23 protein-coding genes are annotated in these 20472 nt (G+C 58.7%); 10 read left to right on the top strand and 13 right to left on the bottom strand.

Translation table 11 applies throughout. The features are described from left to right. Positions 1-12 precede the first annotated feature (12 nt). Positions 13-1368 carry an oxygen-independent coproporphyrinogen III oxidase gene (gene hemN / locus AABB31_RS11855; RefSeq protein WP_342077936.1) on the bottom strand — a complete coding sequence of 452 codons (1356 nt, stop codon included), beginning with the start codon at positions 1366-1368 and terminating at the stop codon, positions 13-15. Between the two features lie 52 nt (positions 1369-1420). Between hemN and fnrL the strand changes: the two genes are divergently transcribed. The 3 genes from fnrL to AABB31_RS11840 all read left to right on the top strand — a co-directional run bounded on the left by fnrL (position 1421) and on the right by AABB31_RS11840 (position 4713). Next, positions 1421-2155 carry a transcriptional regulator FnrL gene (fnrL, locus tag AABB31_RS11850; RefSeq protein ID WP_373634777.1) on the top strand — a complete coding sequence of 245 codons (735 nt, stop codon included), beginning with the start codon at positions 1421-1423 and terminating at the stop codon, positions 2153-2155. 78 nt (positions 2156-2233) lie between these two features. Further along, the gene (locus tag AABB31_RS11845) at positions 2234-3472 is read left to right on the top strand and encodes an MFS transporter (protein ID WP_342077938.1); all 1239 of its coding nucleotides are present in this window, start codon (positions 2234-2236) and stop codon (positions 3470-3472) included. Positions 3473-3585: 113 nt separating this feature from the next. After that, positions 3586-4713, top strand: coding sequence for a diguanylate cyclase domain-containing protein (locus AABB31_RS11840; RefSeq protein WP_373634776.1), 1128 nt, complete (start codon positions 3586-3588; stop codon positions 4711-4713). Between the two features lie 2 nt (positions 4714-4715). Here the strand turns inward: AABB31_RS11840 and AABB31_RS11835 are convergent, their stop codons facing one another. From AABB31_RS11835 to greA, 8 genes are read right to left on the bottom strand one after another with little or no spacing between them, the layout of a single operon-like run. Then, entirely contained in the window at positions 4716-5636 is a 921-nt protein-coding gene (locus tag AABB31_RS11835; protein ID WP_342077940.1) for an alpha/beta fold hydrolase, read from the bottom strand. Positions 5637-5688: 52 nt separating this feature from the next. After that, a complete protein-coding gene (locus AABB31_RS11830) occupies positions 5689-6591 on the bottom strand; it encodes an ornithine cyclodeaminase (RefSeq protein WP_342077941.1) in 903 nt (300 codons plus the stop codon). 59 nt (positions 6592-6650) lie between these two features. Continuing rightward, a complete protein-coding gene (locus AABB31_RS11825; protein WP_373635805.1) occupies positions 6651-7574 on the bottom strand; it encodes a DMT family transporter in 924 nt (307 codons plus the stop codon). Then, a complete protein-coding gene (locus AABB31_RS11820) occupies positions 7574-8020 on the bottom strand; it encodes a YaiI/YqxD family protein (protein WP_342077942.1) in 447 nt (148 codons plus the stop codon). The genes AABB31_RS11825 and AABB31_RS11820 overlap by 1 nt, the downstream gene beginning before the upstream one ends. Next, positions 8017-8847, bottom strand: a complete 831-nt coding sequence (gene fghA, locus AABB31_RS11815) for an S-formylglutathione hydrolase (protein WP_373634775.1) — start codon at positions 8845-8847, stop codon at positions 8017-8019. The genes AABB31_RS11820 and fghA overlap by 4 nt, the downstream gene beginning before the upstream one ends. A 41-nt stretch (positions 8848-8888) precedes the next feature. Further along, positions 8889-9818: an AEC family transporter gene (locus tag AABB31_RS11810; protein ID WP_342077943.1), complete on the bottom strand. Its 930-nt coding sequence runs from the start codon at positions 9816-9818 to the stop codon at positions 8889-8891. Positions 9819-9820: 2 nt separating this feature from the next. Beyond that, on the bottom strand, positions 9821-10771 hold the full coding sequence (locus tag AABB31_RS11805; protein WP_373634774.1) for a hypothetical protein: 951 nt from the start codon (positions 10769-10771) through the stop codon (positions 9821-9823). A 6-nt stretch (positions 10772-10777) separates the two neighbouring features. Continuing rightward, complete coding sequence (gene greA, locus AABB31_RS11800; RefSeq protein WP_373634773.1) at positions 10778-11248, bottom strand: transcription elongation factor GreA; 471 nt, start codon at positions 11246-11248, stop codon at positions 10778-10780. Positions 11249-11442: 194 nt separating this feature from the next. On the opposite strand from greA, the gene AABB31_RS11795 reads away from it, so the two are divergent. Then, positions 11443-13092 carry an electron transfer flavoprotein-ubiquinone oxidoreductase gene (locus AABB31_RS11795; protein WP_342077946.1) on the top strand — a complete coding sequence of 550 codons (1650 nt, stop codon included), beginning with the start codon at positions 11443-11445 and terminating at the stop codon, positions 13090-13092. 5 nt (positions 13093-13097) lie between these two features. Here the strand turns inward: AABB31_RS11795 and AABB31_RS11790 are convergent, their stop codons facing one another. Genes AABB31_RS11790 through AABB31_RS11780 form a run of 3 tightly spaced genes read right to left on the bottom strand, consistent with a single transcriptional unit; the run spans position 13098 to position 14572 of the window. Beyond that, the gene (locus AABB31_RS11790; RefSeq protein WP_342077947.1) at positions 13098-13856 is read right to left on the bottom strand and encodes a helix-turn-helix transcriptional regulator; all 759 of its coding nucleotides are present in this window, start codon (positions 13854-13856) and stop codon (positions 13098-13100) included. Between the two features lie 3 nt (positions 13857-13859). Next, the gene (locus tag AABB31_RS11785; protein ID WP_342077948.1) at positions 13860-14147 is read right to left on the bottom strand and encodes an antibiotic biosynthesis monooxygenase; all 288 of its coding nucleotides are present in this window, start codon (positions 14145-14147) and stop codon (positions 13860-13862) included. Between the two features lie 14 nt (positions 14148-14161). Next, positions 14162-14572: a hypothetical protein gene (locus AABB31_RS11780; RefSeq protein WP_342077949.1), complete on the bottom strand. Its 411-nt coding sequence runs from the start codon at positions 14570-14572 to the stop codon at positions 14162-14164. 356 nt (positions 14573-14928) lie between these two features. Between AABB31_RS11780 and AABB31_RS11775 the strand changes: the two genes are divergently transcribed. From AABB31_RS11775 to AABB31_RS11765, 3 genes are all read left to right on the top strand, one after another. Beyond that, positions 14929-16566, top strand: a complete 1638-nt coding sequence (locus AABB31_RS11775) for a tetratricopeptide repeat protein (protein ID WP_373635782.1) — start codon at positions 14929-14931, stop codon at positions 16564-16566. After that, complete coding sequence (locus AABB31_RS11770; RefSeq protein WP_342077952.1) at positions 16553-17416, top strand: 4-(cytidine 5'-diphospho)-2-C-methyl-D-erythritol kinase; 864 nt, start codon at positions 16553-16555, stop codon at positions 17414-17416. Before AABB31_RS11775 ends, AABB31_RS11770 begins: the two co-directional genes overlap by 14 nt. A 122-nt stretch (positions 17417-17538) precedes the next feature. Beyond that, positions 17539-18159: a hypothetical protein gene (locus AABB31_RS11765; protein ID WP_373635781.1), complete on the top strand. Its 621-nt coding sequence runs from the start codon at positions 17539-17541 to the stop codon at positions 18157-18159. A 6-nt stretch (positions 18160-18165) separates the two neighbouring features. Here the strand turns inward: AABB31_RS11765 and AABB31_RS11760 are convergent, their stop codons facing one another. Next, the gene (locus AABB31_RS11760) at positions 18166-19164 is read right to left on the bottom strand and encodes a polyprenyl synthetase family protein (RefSeq protein WP_342077954.1); all 999 of its coding nucleotides are present in this window, start codon (positions 19162-19164) and stop codon (positions 18166-18168) included. Between the two features lie 55 nt (positions 19165-19219). On the opposite strand from AABB31_RS11760, the gene AABB31_RS11755 reads away from it, so the two are divergent. The 3 genes from AABB31_RS11755 to AABB31_RS11745 all read left to right on the top strand — a co-directional run bounded on the left by AABB31_RS11755 (position 19220) and on the right by AABB31_RS11745 (position 20471). Further along, the gene (locus AABB31_RS11755; protein ID WP_342077955.1) at positions 19220-19438 is read left to right on the top strand and encodes a DUF2007 domain-containing protein; all 219 of its coding nucleotides are present in this window, start codon (positions 19220-19222) and stop codon (positions 19436-19438) included. Next, positions 19419-20186 carry a methyltransferase gene (locus tag AABB31_RS11750; RefSeq protein ID WP_342077956.1) on the top strand — a complete coding sequence of 256 codons (768 nt, stop codon included), beginning with the start codon at positions 19419-19421 and terminating at the stop codon, positions 20184-20186. The genes AABB31_RS11755 and AABB31_RS11750 overlap by 20 nt, the downstream gene beginning before the upstream one ends. A 117-nt stretch (positions 20187-20303) precedes the next feature. Further along, positions 20304-20471 (top strand): DUF465 domain-containing protein, encoded by a 168-nt coding sequence (locus AABB31_RS11745; protein WP_342077957.1) that lies wholly within the window; start codon positions 20304-20306, stop codon positions 20469-20471. Position 20472: the final 1 nt, after the last annotated feature.

The following is a 20472-nucleotide window of genomic DNA, read 5'->3' as shown; positions in this document are numbered from 1 at the left end:
AGGGTCCTGACCCTAGATCGCGCTGCTGTGGCTTTTGGTGGCTGATCTGAACGTATCGAGCGCATTGGCGAATATGCGGATCAGGGGCGTGCTTTCCGGCCTGACCCGTAACACGCCCGCATCCATGCAAACATGGTCGCTGAAATTGCGTTTCAGCACATCCAGCGCCGTCTCTATCTGGGGGCGAGCTTTCGGATTGCCGCGGATCAGGGCCGCGCCGTCGATTTCGAAGTTGCACATCAGCCCTTCGATCATGGCAGCAGTGATCCGATCATGATCCGTCAGCGCATAGCCGCGCATGCCTGCCAATTCGCCACCCAGTATATGTTTCACATAGGCAGAAGTTGCTGCAGCGTTCTGGACATAGCCCTGAGGAAAACGCGAAATCGCAGAGGCACCAAGACCCAGCAAAGCCGCGGCGCCGTCATCGGTATAGCCCTGAAAGTTCCGGCGCAGATTGCCTGAGCCTGCGGCAATCGCAAGGCCGTCAGTCGGGCGGGCAAAATGGTCGATCCCAATTGGCTGGAATCCATCAGCCTCGAACAGGCGTTTGGCCAGCTGGGCAAAGCTGAAACGTGTCTCTGCATCCGGCAGGGTGGCGGCGTCAATCATCACCTGTCGCTTGGACATCCAGGGCACATGCGCATAGCCATAAAGCGCCAGCCGATCAGGTTCGAGCGCGAGCACCTTTAGCGCGGTTTCCGTCATGCTGCCTGCGGTCTGGAATGGCAGCCCGTAAAGCAGGTCCATATTCAGGCTGCGCACCCCCGCATCACGCAGCACCGTCACAACACGCGAGGTTTGTTCAAAGCTTTGCGGTCGCCCGATGGCCGCCTGCACCTGGGGGTCGAAATCCTGCACGCCGATGCTGGCCCTGTTCATCCCATGATCGGCCAGTGTTTGCAGCAATGCGTCCGACGCCTCGGTCGGGTCAATCTCAACCGACAACTCGAAACCCGGCGCGCGGGGAAAACTGTTCAGGATATGATCAAGCAGTCTGTCCATCGTCGCGGGGCCAAGAATCGTTGGCGTGCCGCCGCCCAAATGCAGGCGTGATATGGCGATGTTCGGGTGTAATCTGGTGCGGAGGATCGAAACCTCTGTCATCAGGTTTTCGATATAGGCATCCACGGGGCGCAGGCTTTTGGTGCCTTGCGTCCGGCAGGCGCAGAACCAGCAAAGCCGTTTGCAGAAGGGGATATGAAGGTAAAGCGACACCGCCGATCCGTCCGGGATGGCGGCCAGCCAGTCGCCCTGATGGCGCCGCCCGGTCGCCCGGCCGAAATGATTGGCGGGCGGATAGCTTGTGTAGCGGGGCACCTGTGTGTCAAACAGCCCTGACCGGCGCAGTTGTTCAGAATGATCCATAGGGCTAGTATACAACGCACGGGTTCAGGCGGTTTGATATAAATCAAGAACGATGCAGCAAAGTATTCTCAAAAACATGGCCTGCGCGTCATGTCCGATCAAACATCGCGCTGTATGTTCGCGCTGTGATGCGGATGAACTTGCGCTTTTGGAAAGTATCAAGACCTACAAATCCTTTTCCGCCAACGACCAGATCCTGTGGCGGGGCGAAGAGCTGCATTATGTGGCGTCGGTGGTCGAAGGCGTGGCCACGCTGGGCAAAAGCCTTGAGGACGGGCGCACTCAGATGGTCGGGCTTTTGCTTCCCTCGGACTTTATCGGGCATCCGGGCCGGACCCATATTGAATTTGACGTCGTCGCTGCCAGCGATGTCACCTTGTGCTGTTTTGAGCGCGAACCCTTTCGGAAGCTGATCAACGATGTGCCACATCTTGCACAGCGCATGGTCGAGATCGCCCTGGATGAGCTGGACGCGGCCCGTGACTGGATGGTGCTGCTGGGCCGGAAAACGGCCGGTGAAAAGATCGCCACCTTTATCGAAATGGTCACCCGCCGCCAGCATCTTGATCGGGCGGACGGGCAGCAGACAGACCTTGTTCTGCCGTTGCTGCGCAGTGAGATCGCCAACTACCTTGGCCTGACGCTCGAAACTGTCAGCCGTCAGTTGACGATCCTGAAATCCGAAAGTGTGCTGGAATTTGTGGACAAACGCCATTTCCGCATTCTCGATATGGCGCGGCTGCATGATGCAACAGGTGATGATGCGGACGGGGGCATATTGGCCTGATCGCGGCATGTGTCGGAAACAGGCCGCAATTGCAGTGAGGGAATTGACAATCCGTCCAAACCGGCGCGACATCGGGCCATGGATCGTCACGCCCCCCTGATCACACCCGTTCTTGTTGCGGGCTGTCTCATTATCATGACCGGCTTTGCTATTCGGGCATCTTTTGGTGTGTTCCAAATTCCAATCGCGACAGAGTTCGGGTGGCTTCGTTCGGATTTCAGCCTTGCCATCGCGATCCAGAACCTTGCCTGGGGCATTGGTCAGCCGATTTTCGGGGCGATTGCCGAAAAAATTGGTGACCGGCGGGCGATTGTCATCGGTGCGCTTTTCTATGCAGCCGGTCTGCTGCTATCTGCTGGCGCGACCACGCCGATTGCGCATCAGTTCTATGAAATTCTGGTTGGGTTCGGGATTGCGGGGACAGGCTTCGGCGTCATCCTTGCGGTTGTGGGGCGTGCCGCCTCGGATGAAAACCGGTCAATGGCCCTGGCGATTGCGACGGCGGCCGGATCCGCGGGGCAGGTTTTCGGGGCGCCGCTGGCCGAGTATCTGCTGACTTTCCTGACCTGGCAAATGACCTTTGTGGCTTTTGCGGGGTTGATCCTGTCGACCCTGCTGGTTCTGCCGATGATGCGTTCGCCTGCGCAAGCCAGCAAGGCAGAGTTGGAAGAAAGCATGGGGACGATCCTGATGCGTGCCTTCAAGGATCCGTCTTACACGCTGATCTTCCTTGGTTTCTTTTCCTGTGGGTATCAGCTTGCGTTCATCACGGCGCATTTCCCGGCGCTTGTCACCGAGATGTGTGGCCCCATCGCGCAAGACAGCATGCTGGCGGGGCTTGGGATTACAACGACGAGCGCGCTTGGCGCCGTTGCCATATCCCTGATCGGTCTGGCCAATATTGGCGGGACACTGGCCGCGGGCTGGGCGGGGAAGCGTTACTCGAAAAAGTATCTTTTGGCAGGGATATATACCGGGCGAACGATTATCGCGGCGGCGTTCATATTGGCGCCAATTACCCCGTTCAGCGTGCTGTTGTTTTCTGTCGCAATGGGCAGCCTGTGGCTGGCGACCGTGCCACTGACATCAGGATTGGTCGCGCATCTTTACGGGTTGCGCTATATGGGCACGCTTTATGGCATCGTGTTCTTCTCACACCAACTGGGGTCATTCCTTGGGGTTTGGCTGGGCGGCGCACTTTATGATGCCTATGGCACCTATACCCATGGCTGGTGGGTCGGCGTCGGTATTGGGGCGTTTAGCGCCTTGATTCATTTGCCAATACAGGAACGCCGCCGGGTCGCCGCCCCGGCTTGAGCCGCAATCTACTCAAATTTTATGAAGAGTCTAATTTTGCCGGCAGGCAGGATTAAGCAACATTTTACAGGCGACCCGTACCACGTTCCCATGAGTTTTGGAGGACGAAGCGAATGGCGTTATTAAAGACTATTCTAGGCTTTGCCGAACCGATCGGCTTGGCAATCTTGTTGGTATACGCCTACGGCTTTGTTCGCCGGTCGGTGGGATCATATCGGCAGGTCTGCATGATGATGGGGCTTGTCTTTGGCCTGACGTCGCTGGCGGGCATGATGTCCCCCGTCGAAATGTCCGAAGGCATCTTTGTGGACATGCGCAACCTGTTCATCGGGGTTGCGGCCGCGTTCTTTGGTGTGATTGCGGGCGTTATCACCTTGGTCATGGCTGCCACGGCGCGCTTTTACATGGGCGGGATCGGTGTTTTGCCAGGGATTATGGGGATGGGTGTCGCGGTTGTCGCGGGGCTGACATGGAAGGTCTGGGTGCGCCCGCGCCTCACCGGCAAGGCCATGCCTTACCTTGTCTTGGGATTGATGATTTCGGCGCATCTGGCGGTTGCCTTTGTCCTGCCAGCGGCGATGCGTAACAAATTCCTGATCGAACTCGCACCGATCCTGCTGGTCGCAAATCTGGTCGGCGCGTTGCTGCTGGGCAAGTTGATCCGCCGCGAGGAAATCCTTGCGGATGAGACCATACGTTTGCTTTCCGCAGCACAACGGGACCATTTGACCGGGCTGCTGAACCGAGAGGCTGCACTGACCAGATACGAGGCGTTGTCCATCAGCGCCCGTCCAGACACAGGGCTGGCAATGCTATGTATCGACGTCGACAGCTTCAAAGCCATCAACGACACGCATGGTCACCTACGTGGTGATCAGGTCTTGGTCGAGATTGCGGAACGGATGAATGCGCTTCTGCGCCCCACAGATATGTTCGCCCGGATGAGTGGTGATGAGTTTCTCATTGTCGTGACAGATCTGACCAGGGAACAAGCCAGCGCTATCGCCGACCGTTGCCAGAAATCCGTTTCCGAGACGCCAGCCATGTGTGACGGCGCCCAGATTGATCTTTCGGTTAGTATCGGTTGCACATGGGCTGAAGAGAAACCGGCCTTTGCAGAACTGCGCGATTGTGCAGATCAGGCCCTGTACAACGCAAAGGAGCGGGGCCGAAACTGCGTTGCCCATCGTGCCCTACCGGTGACGCAAGGTTTGTCCGTGGCGCGCCCGGCCGTTGCCTGACCCTATTCCCGCAGGGTCTGGCGCAACGCCTCGATCAATTGATCAGCATGTGTATAGGGCAGGCCGTGTTCGGCCCCGTCCACAACTTCCTGACGGGCGCCACGGTTCCACTGTGCAAGCCGCCCCAACGCAGAGATCGGGATAACTTCATCCCGCTCGGCCCAAATGGCCACAACCGGTACGTCTTCGCGTCCAAGCTTGCGATGTTCTGCCTCTTGGATTTCTGACAGGATGCCGCGCCGGCTCGACAGGATGCCGGGCAGATATCCCCGCCGCTGCACCTCTGCCTGTTGCGCGATCAGAACTTTTTGCACCGCCTGCCGCCGGGCGTTTTTTGGAATTGTGGCCAGGAACCGCCGCTTGGCGACCATCCCGTGAAGCCAGTCGCCCAGCAATGGTGTCTTGCGGCAGAAGCTGGAAAAGCCGCTTTCGGTTGTCAGCACCCCGGCGCCGGCCAACATGATGACCCGCTTGATCTGATAGGTATTTTCAGCGGCATATGCTGTGGCGATTGATGCGCCCATGGAATAACCCACCAGTGTCAACTCGTCCTCGACACCCTGATGCGCAAGCAAATCCGATAATTGACGCAGGAAATAGGCGCGGTCCTGTGACCCCGGAACTGCATCGGACAGCCCGCGGCCATAAAGATCATACATCAGAACCCTGTACCCCATGGAGCCGAGGCCTTCTGCCACGTCTTCCATCGCGATGGATGATGTGGCCAGACCATGGATGAACACGGCAACGGGTCCGCGGGTCGGGCCGACCCATCTGAAATGTGTCACACCTTGTGAGAGCTGGGCAAAATCACCCTCGGCACCGTGTCGGGCGGTTGCGCCAATGACAGGTCGCATCCGTTCGATGACAAAAGGCGTTGCTGCAATCAGCAACAGCCCGACAATTAAAATCCAGTACCACATAAAAACCAATCCAAACCAACAGCGCCTCAACCCGAGGCGGCAATGAAAAATATCACCAGTTATTCAGTATGTACCTGCTTGTGATCAGATCAAGATGCGCACCACCACCATTTTTGAAGAGTGTGATGTCTTTGTCGTTGTCGCGACGGAAGTGCGGCAAGTCATAAAAGTCGGCCACGATATCCGCCGGGGTGATCACGCCCGCCGCGATGGGGATTTTCAATTCGCCGATATGGTCGATTGTCGTTTCGCGGCTGTCGACAAAAATGTTTGCCTTTTCAATCGCTTCGTCGTCGACTTCGCGCATATCTGGCCGGTAGGCGCCGATCAGATCAATATGCTGGCCGGGCTGCAGCCAACTGCCCTTAAGCACAGGCGTGGTCGACATTGTCGCCGAGGTTACGATATCGGCCTGCTCAACGGCGGCTTGCAAATCGGACGCGACGTCAACTTCTGGATAGATAGCCTTGAACGCCGCCGCGCCGGCCGCGGACCGATTCCAGATTGTAAAGCGGGCCTGCGGAAATCCGGCGCTATAGGCTTGATAAAGCGAGCGGCCGACAGTGCCTGCGCCCACAATCAGGATGCGGGCGCTGTCGGGGCGGGCAAGCCGCAAAGCTGCCAGCAGGCTGTCCCCGGCCGTTTTCCATTTGGTGACCAGATGAAAATCAAGGATCGCCTCCAATGTGCCATCCTTGCCGGAAAACAGGTTCACCGCCCCGCCAATGGCGGACTTGCCCGCCGCCACATTGCCCGGAAAGATCGTCGCGCATTTCACGGCAAGCCCCATCCCCTCGATCCAGGCGGATCGGTTCAACAGCGTGTTCTCACCCTGATAAAGAAATGTATCGGCGACTTCTGCCCGTGGCAGGTCATGCCCGGCAGCCAGCGCCTGGGTCAGCCCGATCCAGTCAAGCCCGGCCTCGCCTTTGTCATAGGGGATCATGATCGTCATGGCGTACCCTTTTTCGAAATTCGCTCGCTTTACCTTAGCCCCGGTGATGCGACTGTAAACTAGGCGGCCCGGGCCTCGCGCCAGATGATGAACAGGCCTGCACCAAGGATCAGCGTCATCCCAAAGTAATCCAGCGCATCCGGAAACTCGGCAAAAACAATCATGCCCCAGATCACTGACATCGGAAGGGCGAGGTATTCAAATGGCGCCACAAACGACGCAGCCGCCACCCGGTAGGCCTGACTGATCAGATAGCCCCCAATTCCGATCCCGACGCCAATCAGCACAAACAGCAGATAGTCAGCCTGCAGCGGCCAGCTCCATGCCCTGAGAAGGAAGGCAAGCGAGGCGTTGGACTGATCCCCAAACCGGCCATCGCCGACGACCAGCCCCATGCCGAGGCAAATGACAATGAACATCACCTGAATATAGAACGCCATCGTCGCCGCAGATTCGGTGCTGCCGATCCGCCGGGTTATGATGTGTATCGCGGCATAGCAGAAGGCCGCTATCAGCGGCAGAAAAGACGCGAGCTGAAACGCCTCTGTCCCGGGGCGCATCATGACCAGCGCCCCGACAAACCCGATGGCGACGGCGGCCCAACGTTTGGCCCCGACCACTTCATCAAGAAAGATGACCGAAAAGATCGTGATCACTAGTGGGCTGACAAAGAAGATCGCGACGGCATCGGCAAGCGGCATGGCGGCCAGCCCAAGAAAGAACGTCATGTTTGCACATACGACACAGAGGCCGCGTAGCAGGTGCATCCGCAATCGGGATGTTTTGGCGATAGCCCAGCCATTTGTCAGCGGTGCGATCACTGCCACCACGATGATCAATGCAATGACCGACCGGATCAGCACAACCTGATGCAAGGCATATCCGCCGCTGAGAAATTTGATCGCCACATCGTTCATGGAAAAGAACAGAACGGATATTGCAGCGCAAAGCGCACCCAGTTGCGCGGGCGACAGCCGGGCGATCACGGCCGCGCTGCGGCGCGCACTGTGCGTTCCAGCGCGTCAAGAAATCGGGCCCGATCAGCCTTTGCAAAGGGACGTCCGCCGCCCTGACGAAATGGATCAGCCGCCCGCATATCGGCCATCAGGTCCCGGGTCGCCAGAACGTTGCCGATGTTTTTCTGGGTCAGTGCCTCGCCGTTATGCTTCAGCACCAGCGCACCGTTTTCGATACATTTGGCGGCAAGGGGAATGTCGCCGGTGATGACGACATCGCCGTTGGTTGCCCGATCTGCGATCCAGATATCCGCAACGTCCGGCCCATCCGAGACGACAACGGTCTCGACCAGCGGGTTGGCCGATGGCCGGATCCCGCCATTCGAGACAATGAACATTTTCAGTTTGTGCCGTGTGCCGACGCGTTCAACCTCTACCTTGACCGGGCAGGCATCTGCGTCGACGTAAATCACTGATAGAGCGCCTCGGCGTGGAAGGTGATGTGGTCTTCCATGAAGGTGGAAATAAAGAAATAGGAATGGTCATAACCCTTTTGCAGCCGAAGTGTGCCCTCTTGCCGGCGTCCCGCCATTGCATTCGCCAAATGCTCTGTCCCCAGCAGATCGCCGAATTGGTCATCGGTTCCGGTATCAATCAGCGCCGGCCCGTCAAAGCCCCCCTTTTGCATCAGCAGCGTTGCATCATGCCCCTGCCACAGCGCGTGATCGGACCCCAGATAGGCGGTGAATTGTTTGCGCCCCCAGTCGCTGGCCGTCGGATGGCAGATTGGCGCAAAGGCCGACACCGACCGGAAGCGTCCGGGCAATGACATCGCAATGGTCAGCGCCCCGTGTCCGCCCATCGAATGCCCCGTGATGGATTGGCTGCCCATATCCAGCGCAAATTGCGAGGCAAGCAGATCGGGCAGTTCGGCGGTGACATAGTCCCACATCTGAAAATGTGGCGCCCACGGCCCCTGGGTCGCGTTGACGTAGAAACCCGCCCCTTGCCCCAGATCAAACGCGTCGTCATCCGCCACATCCGCCCCGCGCGGTGATGTATCGGGAAAGACCAATGCGATGCCATGCTCGGCCGCCCATGCCTGTGCGCCGGCCTTGGTCATCGCATTTTCGTGGGTGCAGGTCAGGCCCGACAGATACCACAGCACCGGCACCGGCCCGTGGGCTGCTTCGGCGGGGAGAAAAACCGCGAATGTCATATCACATTTGCAGACCGAAGAGGCGTGTTTGTAAACACCCTGCACACCACCGAAGCACCGGTTTTCAGAGACCGTTTCCATCGCAAATCCTCCTGTCTGTTTCGACAAGGGCTAGCGCAGGTTCATAGGCTTGTCACCCACGCAATCACCGCCGAAACCGTCAGGATGCTCAGAATTGTGGAAATCAGGATCGCGGCCGAGACCCGGGCCGGCGCAACGCCGTAATGCTGCGCAATGATATAGACGTTTCCAGCCACCGGCAGGGCGGCGGCTGCGATCATCACGCCTGCCGCATAGGGGGCCACGTCAAAGATGAACAGACACATGATCGCAACCGCCGCCGGATGCAGCACAAGTTTGCAAAGCGATAGCCACCCGGCCACAACCATCCGTTCGGCGGATTTTGTGGCCAGTGATGCGCCGATGGCAAACAGGGCGCCGGGTGTTGCAGCGGCCCCGAGGATTGTCAGGAATTCGTTGACCGGCACCGGGATTGGCACCGCATATGCCGACACTGCAAGCCCCAGTAACATGGACACGATCATCGGGTTTTTGATCAGGCCTGTTGCCACGGTCAGAATGATCGCCGGTGACATACGCCCATCCCGCGACCCCGTGATCAGGATCACGATCAGGCTGCCAAAGATAATCAAATCCACCGCCAGAACCATCATGATCGGCCCCACCGCTGCGTCGCCCAGCAGCAATGCCAGCATCGGAATGCCCAGGAAACCCACATTGCCGATTACCGCGCATTGCGCCTCGACCGCGGCTTGGGCCACCGGCAGACCCCGCCACATCGCAACAGCAGTTGCCAGAACATACACCGCCCCTGACCCGGCCAGATAGGCAAACACAAACGGCCAATTCAGGATGTCCTCGAGCTGCAGGCTGGCTGCAAACCGGAAAATCATGGCCGAAAGTGCGAAATAAAAGACGAATTTGGTCAGGTAGGCCGTGGCCTCGGGCGTGAAAAACCTCAGCCGTCCCGCACCGTATCCCAATGCAATCAGCATGAAGAATGGCAGGGTTTTGAGGAAGATCTCCCACATGTCTAGTCGAACGTCCCCGTGGCCCGGCCCAGCAGCATGAAAGCACGCGCCGTCCGGGTTTCAGCCATGGCCAGCAGAGCGTCATCGCTGGCACCATCTGCAAACCCGGCCAGCATCAGGTCGAACTTGCGCAGGAAATGATGAACGGAATCCCGGAAAATCGTGTCTTCGCGCATCCGCGCCGCGCTCAGCGCAAGCGCATCACGGTCGCGGATTGCGCCAAGCGGTGCGATTGTGGCCCCCCGTTCCCCACCGGCAAAGCGGCGCCACAGCGCCGGGTTGGGCGCATCGGGCAGCAGATCATCCATGTAAATCCCGTCCTGGGACAACAGGGTCAGCACGTCCTGGCTGGCCTGCACCAATTTGCGGGCATTGCGGTCCTTCAGGGCCCGGCGCAAGGCTGCAAAACCGGCTGTGTCCCCTTCGTCATCAGGAAAGTTCAGCGCGCGTATCAGATCAACGCGGTCAAGCTGTTGTTCCGTGGCGGTCGGCGCCCCACCCAATGGCAGGCTTTGCTGGGCGCTATGTGACTGCGGTGCCGGTTGTGGAACGATCAGCCGCGATACCTCGCGGCGCGAGGCAAAGGGTCTGGGCTCTTCTGTTGGGGGCGCGGCAGGCTGCATTTGTGTCGCGGCGGCGGGCGGTCTTTGGGCCAACGTCTTGCGCAATTCCGCGATGGATGTTTGCAGGTGCAGGATTTCGGCGCGGGACTGCTGCATGTTGCGGGCCATGATTGCGGCAAGCCAGATCAACGCTAGCGGCATGCAGATTGCAATCCCAGTTCCCACTATCCCGGCCGCTGTGAAGCCTGTTTCGGGCGCGGGTGCAGGCATCAGCCAGAGGAACAGGCCCACAAGAACCAGCCAGATGGCTGATATGATACCGGCAATAGCAGCAATGCGGGATGGGTCGCCATCCAGCACGGCCGTGCGTGCGCCATTCGGGGAAGCCACGGGCGCCTACACGTAGCTGATTTTCAGAATCTCATAGCTGCGCGTGCCGCCCGGCGTGCGGACATCGACGCTGTCGCCTTCATCCTTGCCGATCAGGGCGCGCGACAGGGGGGATTTCATGTTCAGCTTGCCGTTTTCAATATCGGCTTCGTACTCGCCGACGATCTGATAGGTCTTTTCCTCGTCAGTATCCTCGTCCACGATCTGAACAGTGGCGCCGAATTTGATTGTGCCGGACAGTTTGGCGGGATCAATCACATCGGCCAGCGAAATGACGCCTTCCAATTCCTTCACGCGCCCTTCGATGAATGACTGCTTTTCCTTTGCAGAATGATATTCGGCATTTTCCGAAAGGTCGCCATGCTCGCGTGCCTCGGAAATCGCCCGGATAATTGCAGGGCGTTCCACTGATTTCAGATGCTTAAGCTCTGCATCAAGTTTGTCGAACCCGGCACGGGTCAGAGGTATCTTTTCCATAATGCCCCCAAGGCAAATCTATCAATCGAACGTTCATAGCCTATTTTGCAGGCGCTAAGTCAAGGGCAACCGCGCTTTGGTGTCGCGCAAATCATTTTTGACGTCGTGTATAGATTGCCCCTTTATTCTGCTTGAGGTAACCGTTGCCGACCCTAAATGAAAGGGCCTGTGCCCTGCCAAAGTGAGGAATGTTGATGGCCGAGATTGAACGCGAAACAATGGAATATGATGTTGTCATCGTGGGCGCTGGACCCGCCGGCCTTTCGGCGGCGATCAAGCTGAAACAATTGGACGCGGATCTTGAAGTGGTCGTGCTTGAAAAAGGCTCGGAAGTTGGGGCGCATATCTTGTCGGGTGCGGTGCTTGATCCCGTGGGGCTGGACAAGCTGATCCCCGATTGGAAGGAAAAGGGCGCGCCGGTGAACGTGCCGGTCAAGGAAGACAATTTTTACATGCTGGGCGAGGCAGGCCAGTTGCGTATCCCGAACGTCCTGATGCCCCCCTTGATGAACAATCATGGCAATTACATCGTCTCAATGGCCAATGTCTGCCGCTGGATGGCTGAACAGGCCGAGGCGCTGGGGGTCGAGATTTTCCCCGGCATGGCCTGCTCTGAGCTGGTGTTTGGTGACAATGGCGAGGTCAAAGGCGTTGTGGCGGGTGAGTTTGGCAAGGCCGCTGATGGCACGCCGGGCCCGTCTTATGAGCCGGGGATGGAATTGCATGGCAAATACGTGTTCCTGTCCGAGGGGGTCCGCGGTTCGCTATCAAAGCAGGTGATCGCAAAATACGACCTTGCAGCGAAATCCGATGTTCAGAAATACGGGCTGGGCATGAAGGAAATCTGGGAAATCGACCCCGAAAAGCATCGCGAAGGCACGGTGACCCACACAATGGGATGGCCCCTGGAAAAGAATGCAGGCGGCGGGTCCTTCATCTACCATCTTGATAATAATCAGGTCTATGTCGGGTTCGTTGTTCACCTGAATTACAAGAACCCGCATCTGTTTCCCTACATGGAATTCCAGCGGTTCAAGCATCACCCCGTGATTGCCGATCTGCTGAAAGGCGGCAAACGGGTTGCCTATGGCGCGCGTGCGATTTCCGAGGGTGGTCTGCAGTCCATGCCAAAGCTTGAATTCCCGGGCGGCGCCCTGCTGGGTTGCTCGGCTGGGATGGTGAACGTGCCGCGCATCAAGGGCAATCACAATGCAATGCTGTCGGGTATTGCGGCTGCAGAGGCGGCCTATCTGGCGATCAAGGACGGGCGCAGCGGTGACCTTCTTGATGGGTACGAGGCCTTGGTGCGCACTGGCGAGATCGGCAAGGATCTGGCCAAGGTGCGCAATGTCAAACCGCTCTGGTCCAAATACGGATTGCTGGCATCCTTGGGGATTGGCGGCATGGATATGTGGATGAATACGTTTGGCATGGGGTTCCTTGGCACCCTCAAGCACGGCAAATCGGATGCTGAAGCCACCGAAGAGGCCAGCAAGCACGAAAAGATTGACTACCCCAAACCAGATGGCGTGCTGTCATTCGACAGGCTGACAAATGTCTCGTTCAGCTTCACCAATCACGAGGAAAGCCAGCCCGCGCATCTGCAATTGGGTGATCCGTCGGTCCCGGTCAATGTGAACCTGGCCAAATACGCAGGTCCATCCGCCCGCTACTGCCCGGCCGGTGTTTACGAGTTTGTCGAAGAGGATGGCAAGGACACGCGGTTCGTGATCAATTTCCAGAACTGCGTGCATTGCAAGACCTGCGATATCAAGGACCCCAGCCAGAATATCACCTGGACGGTTCCGCAAGGGGGCGACGGGCCGAATTATCCGAACATGTAAGCGGGCTACTTTCGCAGGTTTCTGCGAAAGGCCGACGGGGTGGTCCGGGCAAAGACCCGAAACGCCCGGTTAAAGGCGCTGAGCGACGCAAAGCCGCTCTCGCCGGCAGTTTCAATGACTGACAGGGTGTCATCGGACAAAAGTTCGATGGCCCTGATCATGCGCTGCCGTGTCAGAACCTCGGACCATGTCATGCCCAGATGATCAGCGAACCGTCTTTGCATTGTGCGTTCAGACATGTTGGCGGCTTGTGCGATATCGGCGGCGGTCAGCCGTTCGTTTAGGCGGGCTTCGGATATCGTGATTGCCCGCGCCAGCCCCGGATCGGTGGCGGTCGGGCGCGCTACGTCGACTGACCGGCTGACCAAAACGGCACAGACATTCAGCAGTGATAGAAAAAACCCCTCCGCTTCGGGCGGCTGCGGGCTGCCCTTTCCCCAGTCGCGACAATGCCGGATCATGTGTCGCGCCAATACCGACATCTGAAATACTGCCGGCTCGGGCGGCATATTGGTGCAAAATGATGGTCTGGTCAGGACCGAACAGCTTGTCACCGGTTTGGCGATCTCGACCCGAAAACGGGTGTTGGCGGGCATCCACGCCGCAAATGACGGCGGCAACAGCCAACTTTGCGGACCGACGGTTAGTCGCATCGCACCCTTGGCTGCATAAAGCAGGTAGTCGCGGTCAAACACCGCGTCCAGCGGGGGACGCGGTGCGATATCCTGAAAGAAGCAATAGGCTGCAGGAATGTCTTCGGCCATGGCCTAGCCCATATCAATCTCTGCGATCGTGGTCACGGGCGGTGCGGTCATCAATGGCCGCAAACCTTGCCCCAACACCATAAACGCCTCGCTGGCGCGGTAGTCATCGAAAGCTGCCAAGCTGTCCCAGCGCTGTATCATCGCCAGGATCGGTTCGGTCGGATCACGATAGAGCGTATAGTGATCACATCCCGGCATGGCGCGTATTGCGGGCATTTGGGCTGCGACAAGTGCGATGGCTTGCTCCAGATCGGCGGGTGCGCATGTGGCTTCAACAGTGACTGACTTCATCTGATTGCCTCGCCTCACAGGTTTTCGGGATTGCCGGTTGCAATCTGCCTGACGATACCACGGGGTTCGCCCTTGCTGGCATCAATGACGGCGAAACCATCTGCGTTACGGACAAGTGTCGTGCAACTGTTCTTGGGGCCGTTGTTCCAGTCAATGCAGTAGCTGTCACCGTCCAATGCCCATGTCCCGACCAGCTTGAGGCCCGCAGGGAGCAGGGCGGCAGCCGCGCCATCTGTGGCGTAAAAGACAGGTGCTGTACCGCCGTGGGGCGCGCCCGGGGCGCCTGCGGGTATTTCGACATAAAGCGTATTGCCGTTGATCAGCGCGTTGATTTGGGCGCCCGTCATGGTGACATCGGCCATGGCCGTCGACCCGGTGATGGCGAGTGCTGTGACGCAGCCCGCAATAAGTGACGTGATTTTCATGAGAGTCTCCGTTTGATTGGTATTGCAAACCTACCAAGACGGGGATGGCAGTCTTGCGCCTGCTCGCCAAAAACGCGCCCTCAGCCGCCAAATCGCAAAATAGGCCGATTCGAACCGTGTTGCCTTCGACGGTCTACTTACCGTCCAGATGATTAAAATTTGTCAGGTTCTGCCTGAAGTGGCAGCGTCGTCACGGGGTTTGCGACATTTTGCTGCCCAGAGAATGTCGCAATTGCGTGTCAGGTTTTGGCTGACTAGGGTGTCGGTAACTGACAAAAGGGCTTTTCGTGACTGTGTTCAGACGTTCGATGACAGCGGCAGTGCTGGTGTGCCTGCTTTCTCCTGTAAATTCTGCAATGGCTGACCCGAACTCCGGGTCGTATCTGGCTGCGCGCCATGCGAGCAATGCAAATGATTTTGCGGCATCTGCGCGCTTTTTCACCAAAAGCCTGATTGCCGACCCGACGGACCCATATCTGCTGGAAAATGCGATGACAGCGTTTATTGCGCTGGGGCAGGTGGATCGGGCGATCCCTGTGGCACAGGTCATGGTCGATAACGGGTATCAAAGCCAGATTGCCCATCTGACCCTAAGCCTGCAAGCCGCCAAGACCGGACAATGGGATCAGATATTCGCGGCGTTGGAACAGGGCCGCTCTGTCGCCCCGCTGGTGGATGGGATCGCGCAGGCCTGGGCGCATCTGGGCGAAGGGGACATGACAAAAGCCCTCGCAAGTTTCGATCAGGTGATCGAAACCCCGAATATGACCGTCTACGGGATGACGCATAAGGCCTATGCGCTTGCATCCGTTGGTGATTTCGAAGGGGCCGAGGCCATTTTCAACGGCGCGGCCACCGGCAACGTTTTGCGTTACAGCACCCGCAGTGCGACGGCACGGGCGCAAATCCTCAGCCAGCTTGGCCGTAATGAGGACGCGTTGGCCATCATTGACGGTGTTTTTGGCAAACAGCTGGACCCACGGGTTGCAGAGCTGCGTGCAGAGCTTGCGGCCGGAACAGCCGTTGCCTTTGATGCGGTGCGGACCCCCGCAGAAGGCATGGCCGAGATGTTTCAGGTCATAGCCGGCATCGTGCAGGGGGATGCGCCGGATGCCTATACCGTGCTTTATGCCCGGGCCGCGGCGTATCTTGACCCCGACAATACACCGGCCATTCTGATGGCCGCACAGTTGCTGGATGATATGGGGCAATACGATCTTGCCAATGATGCTTATGCAAGCATTTCGCGCACGAACCCGGCCTTTCATGCCGCCGAATTGGGGCGCGCGGATGTCCTAAGCGATGCTGGCCGCGAAGATGCGGCGATCGAGGTGTTGGAAGCGTTGGCACGCAGCCACCCGGATTTGCCGCAGGTGCACGCGACCAAAGGCGACACGCTGCGCCAGGCCGAACGGTATGACGAGGCAACGGCTGCTTACACGCGGGCCCTGGACCTTTATGATGATGCCAGCCCGGTCAAATGGTTTGTGCATTACACCCGCGGTATCACCAATCATCTGCTGGACAACTGGGCCGCCGCCGAAAGTGATTTCCGGGCTGCATTGGCATTGAACCCTGACCATCCCCAGGTGCTGAACTATCTTGGCTATTCCCTGGTAGAGCGTGGCGAAAAGCTGGATGAAGCGCTGACGATGATTGAAACGGCTGCCGCCGCCCGACCTGACAATGGTGCGATTATCGACAGTCTGGGTTGGGTCCTGTTCCAGCTCGGTCGCTACGACGAGGCGGTTGGCTATCTTGAGACAGCGGCAGAGCTGCTGCCAGTGGATCCGGTGATCAACGATCATCTGGGCGATGTCTATTGGGCCGTTGGCCGCGAGGTCGAGGCACATTTCCAATGGCATCGCGCGTTGTCTTTTGACCCCGATGCAGAGGATGCAGGCCGCATTCGCGACAAGATTTCGCGCGGCCTCGACCTTGTGTTGCGTGACGAAGGGCTGGACCCAATCCGCGTTGCCCGTGGCAACGATTAGGGCGCTTGCCCCAGCAAAAATCAACCTGACGCTGCATGTGACAGGCCAGCGTGACGATGGCTATCATCTGCTGGACAGCCTGGTGGTCTTTGTCGATGTCGCCGACGAGATCGAGGCCAGTCTGGCGCCAGAGCTTAGCCTGACGGTAAGTGGACCCTTTGCGCAGGGCGTGCCGACAGACGCGACCAATCTGATCATGCGCGCAGCGCTTGCCCTGCAAAAGGCACGGGGGGTGACACAGGGCGCTGCAATGACCCTGAAGAAAAGCCTGCCGCATGCGGCAGGGATCGGCAGTGGCTCTGCGGATGCGGCGGCCGCGCTGGGCCTTCTCGCCAAGCTTTGGAAAGTTGCGCCCCTGCCGCCGTCAGCCCCTGAAATCGTGACCCTTGGGGCCGATGTGCCGGTTTGCCTGCATGCGCCCCGCCCCACGCGCATGTCGGGCATCGGGGACGTTCTGGCCGATATACCGCCGCTGCCGGATGCGGCTTTGGTGCTGGTTCGGCCGCCTGTTGACGTGCCGACCCAGTCTGTCTTTAGGGGGCTGAAAAAGAAGGACGGTCGCGCGATGAGCCCCCTTTCCGATAGGACAGATTTTGCGCAATTTGCCGCATGGCTGGCCGCGCAACGCAACGATCTGCTTGCGACCGCCCGCACGCTGGCCCCGGAAATAGGCACGGCCCTTGCAAAACTGGACGCCATGCCTGCCGTCGCTGCAACGGGTATGTCAGGCTCTGGCGCAACCTGTTTTGGACTGGTCAAGGATATGGCCGCGGCCCGGCAGGCTGCCCGCATCCTGCAACTGTCCCAGATGGGGTGGTGGGTGGCACCTGCGGCTATTCTGGCGCCTTAGTGCAATGGCTTGATACGGGTCGTTGCCGGGCATTGCGTGTCTGAAAAGTTTGCGCGGTTGCATTCCGGGGATATGTGGGGTCACATTCAAGACAACAATATGCAGTTAGGAAGACGACAAACATGATGCTTACCCGGATATTTGCAGGTGTGGTGACACTCTCCGCGTTGGCGGCATGTGACCCGGTCAACGACTTTCGCGGTATCGGGGCGGGCACTGTCCCGGTGGCGCAAAGCGCGGCACTTGATCCTGCCGGGAATTTGCCGGATCCGGGGTTTGGATCAACTGGGGTCAGCGGCAATGTGGCCGACCTTGCGGAGATTGATGGGGCGTTGACGGGCTATCGGTTTGCCTATGGGCGGCTGGATGGAACCGATCAGTTTCTGGGGCAGGCCGGGTTTGCCAGCACCTCATCGGTGGGGGCGGCGCTTGTCAGCGGTGATGTCACCTATACGGGCACCTATAACTTGGCGTTGATCGGCGAGGTCGAGCAAATCCGCGATGGGAACATCACCTTGCTTGCGTCCTTGCTTGACAACACATTGACAGGTTCTGCGGGTGGGCTGGTCGTGAACGGGACCTTCGGGGCGACAACCGCGCTTGACGGAACGGTCAGTTTTGGTGGCGTGACCGCTGATCTGGACGGGGCCATTGGGGCCGAGCGGGTCGTCGGTGCCTTTGCTGGTGACAGCGCGAGCCAGGTTCTTGTGGGCGGGATCGTCGCCGCTGCCCCGCCGCCGTGACCCGGATTATTTAATCCGGGCGACGACGTAGTCGGCCAGATCAACCAGCATCCGCCGCAACGGATGATCGGGAACAGCATCCAGGGCCGTTTTCGCCTTGTCGGCCCAGGCAATCGCATCTTTGCGGGTGCTTTCCATGGCGCCATGTTTGGCGAGTAAGGCCAGTGCCTGATCCAGGTCACCTTGTGCCTGTTGCCCCTTCTGGATTGTGCGCACCCAGAACGCGCGTTCCTCATCATCGGCCATCGCGACAGCGCGAATAACCGGCAGGGTCAGCTTGCGTTCGCGGAAGTCGTCGCCAATATTCTTGCCGATGGCATCTGTGCCGCCGTAATCCAAAAGATCGTCGACGATCTGGAATGCGATCCCCAACGCATCACCATAGTCGAACAAGGCCTGCTTGATCGCCTGATCCTGACCGGCGATTTCGCCACCCACTTCCATTGCGGCCGAAAACAACGCGGCCGTTTTGCCGCGAACCACCTGGATATAGATATCTTCTGTTGTCGCCAGATCGCAGGCGGCGGTCAGCTGCAATACTTCACCTTCCGCAATTGTCGCGGCGGCATTGGCGAGAATATCCAGCACGCGCATCGACCCGGTTTCGACCATCAACTGGAAAGAGCGGGCAAACAGATAGTCACCGACCAAAACGCTGGATGTGTTGTCCCATAACAGATTTGCGGTCGGACGCCCCCGACGCTGACTGCTTTCATCGACAACATCATCATGAAGCAGGGTCGCGGTGTGAATGAATTCAACCGTTGCGGCCAGATGCACATGATAGGGGCCGTCATAGCCGCACATGCGGGCTGCAGCCAAGGTCAGCATGGGGCGCAGACGTTTTCCGCCGGCCTCGACCAGATGCGCGGTCACTTCAGGGATGCGCGGGGCGTGTTCAGACGCCATACGCGCACGGATCATCGCGTTCACGGCAGTCAGATCATCGGCCAGGGCCGCAGCCAGTTCCTCGTGCGGTTTGGTGGCAGCAAGATCAAGGCTCATGCAAGGTTCCGTCATGTGAATAGACAACGCCAGCCCGTCATCTTAGGTCTTGGATATGAAAGAGCTTCTGCGCACAAATGACCCAACTGTCATCGCCTTTGCAACCGCCCTGCTGGATGCCGAGGGTATAGACTGGTTCACCTTCGACGTAAATATGAGCGTCCTCGAAGGAAGCATAGGCATAATGCCGCGTCGGTTGATGGTTCTGGACCGTGATCTGTTCATGGCCGAGGCTGTCATGCGGGACGGAGAGATTGACCTTGGCCGCGACTGATGCGCTGACGCAAGATGATTTTCTGGGCGGGCGCCTTAAGATCTGGCAGCCGAAACGGGGGTACCGGGCGGGTGTTGATCCGGTGCTTTTGGCAGCATCCGTGCAGGCGCGCCCAGATCAGACGGTTCTGGAACTGGGATGTGGTGTAGGGGTGGCATCGCTGTGTCTTGCGGCCCGCCTGCCGGGCCTGCGGTTGACCGGTGTCGAACTGCAGGCGGATTACGCGGCATTGGCGCGGCGAAATGCGGAACACGCGCAGGCAGCATTCCAAGTCGTCACCGCTGATCTGCGCCGGCTGCCACCCGACATCCGGCAGAATCGATACGATCACGTGATTATGAACCCACCCTATTTCGACCGAATGGCGGGGACCGGGTCGACGGACCCGGGCCGGGATATCGCCCTGGGTGGGGCGACGGCGCTGGCTGACTGGCTGGATGTCGGCGCCCGCCGGGTTGGGCCGCGCGGTTATCTGACGATCATCCAGCGAATGGAGCGGCTGCCAGAGGTGCTGTCCGGTCTGGATGGTCGGCTGGGTTCCATCGTGTTGTGCCCCATTGCGGGGCGGCCGGGACGTGCGCCGGAACTGTTCCTGCTGCGCGCCCGGCAGGAAGGAAAAGCCGCATTCAGGATGTGCAGTCCATTGGTCATGCATGCGGGGCAGACCCATCAGGGCGATCAGGAAAGTTATACCGAAAAAGTCCGCGCCGTTTTGCGAGACGGCGACGAATTGGGCATCTGGCCTTAATACTTTGGCAATATCTTTCCGTCAGCCTCGATTGCGGATGTTATTGCTGCCCTGCGGCGTGACTTGGTCCGTCATATGTGCTGCTATTGATCCACAACCAATCACAGGAGGACGACTATGAGCTTGAGTTCGCATTTGCAGGAACTGAAGAAGAAACATCAATCCCTCTCTGAGTCGGTGGAAATGCTACAGCGCAGTCCGGCGACCGATGATCTGGAAATTGCGAAACTGAAGAAGCAAAAGCTGCAGCTGAAAGAAGAGATCACGCGGCTCAGCACGCATTGAT

Source organism: Yoonia sp. SS1-5 (assembly GCF_038443705.2).
GTDB lineage: Bacteria > Pseudomonadota > Alphaproteobacteria > Rhodobacterales > Rhodobacteraceae > Yoonia > Yoonia rhodophyticola.
The sequence above is the reverse complement of the archived record's forward strand: the minus strand, read 5'-3'. Positions and strand labels throughout refer to the sequence as shown.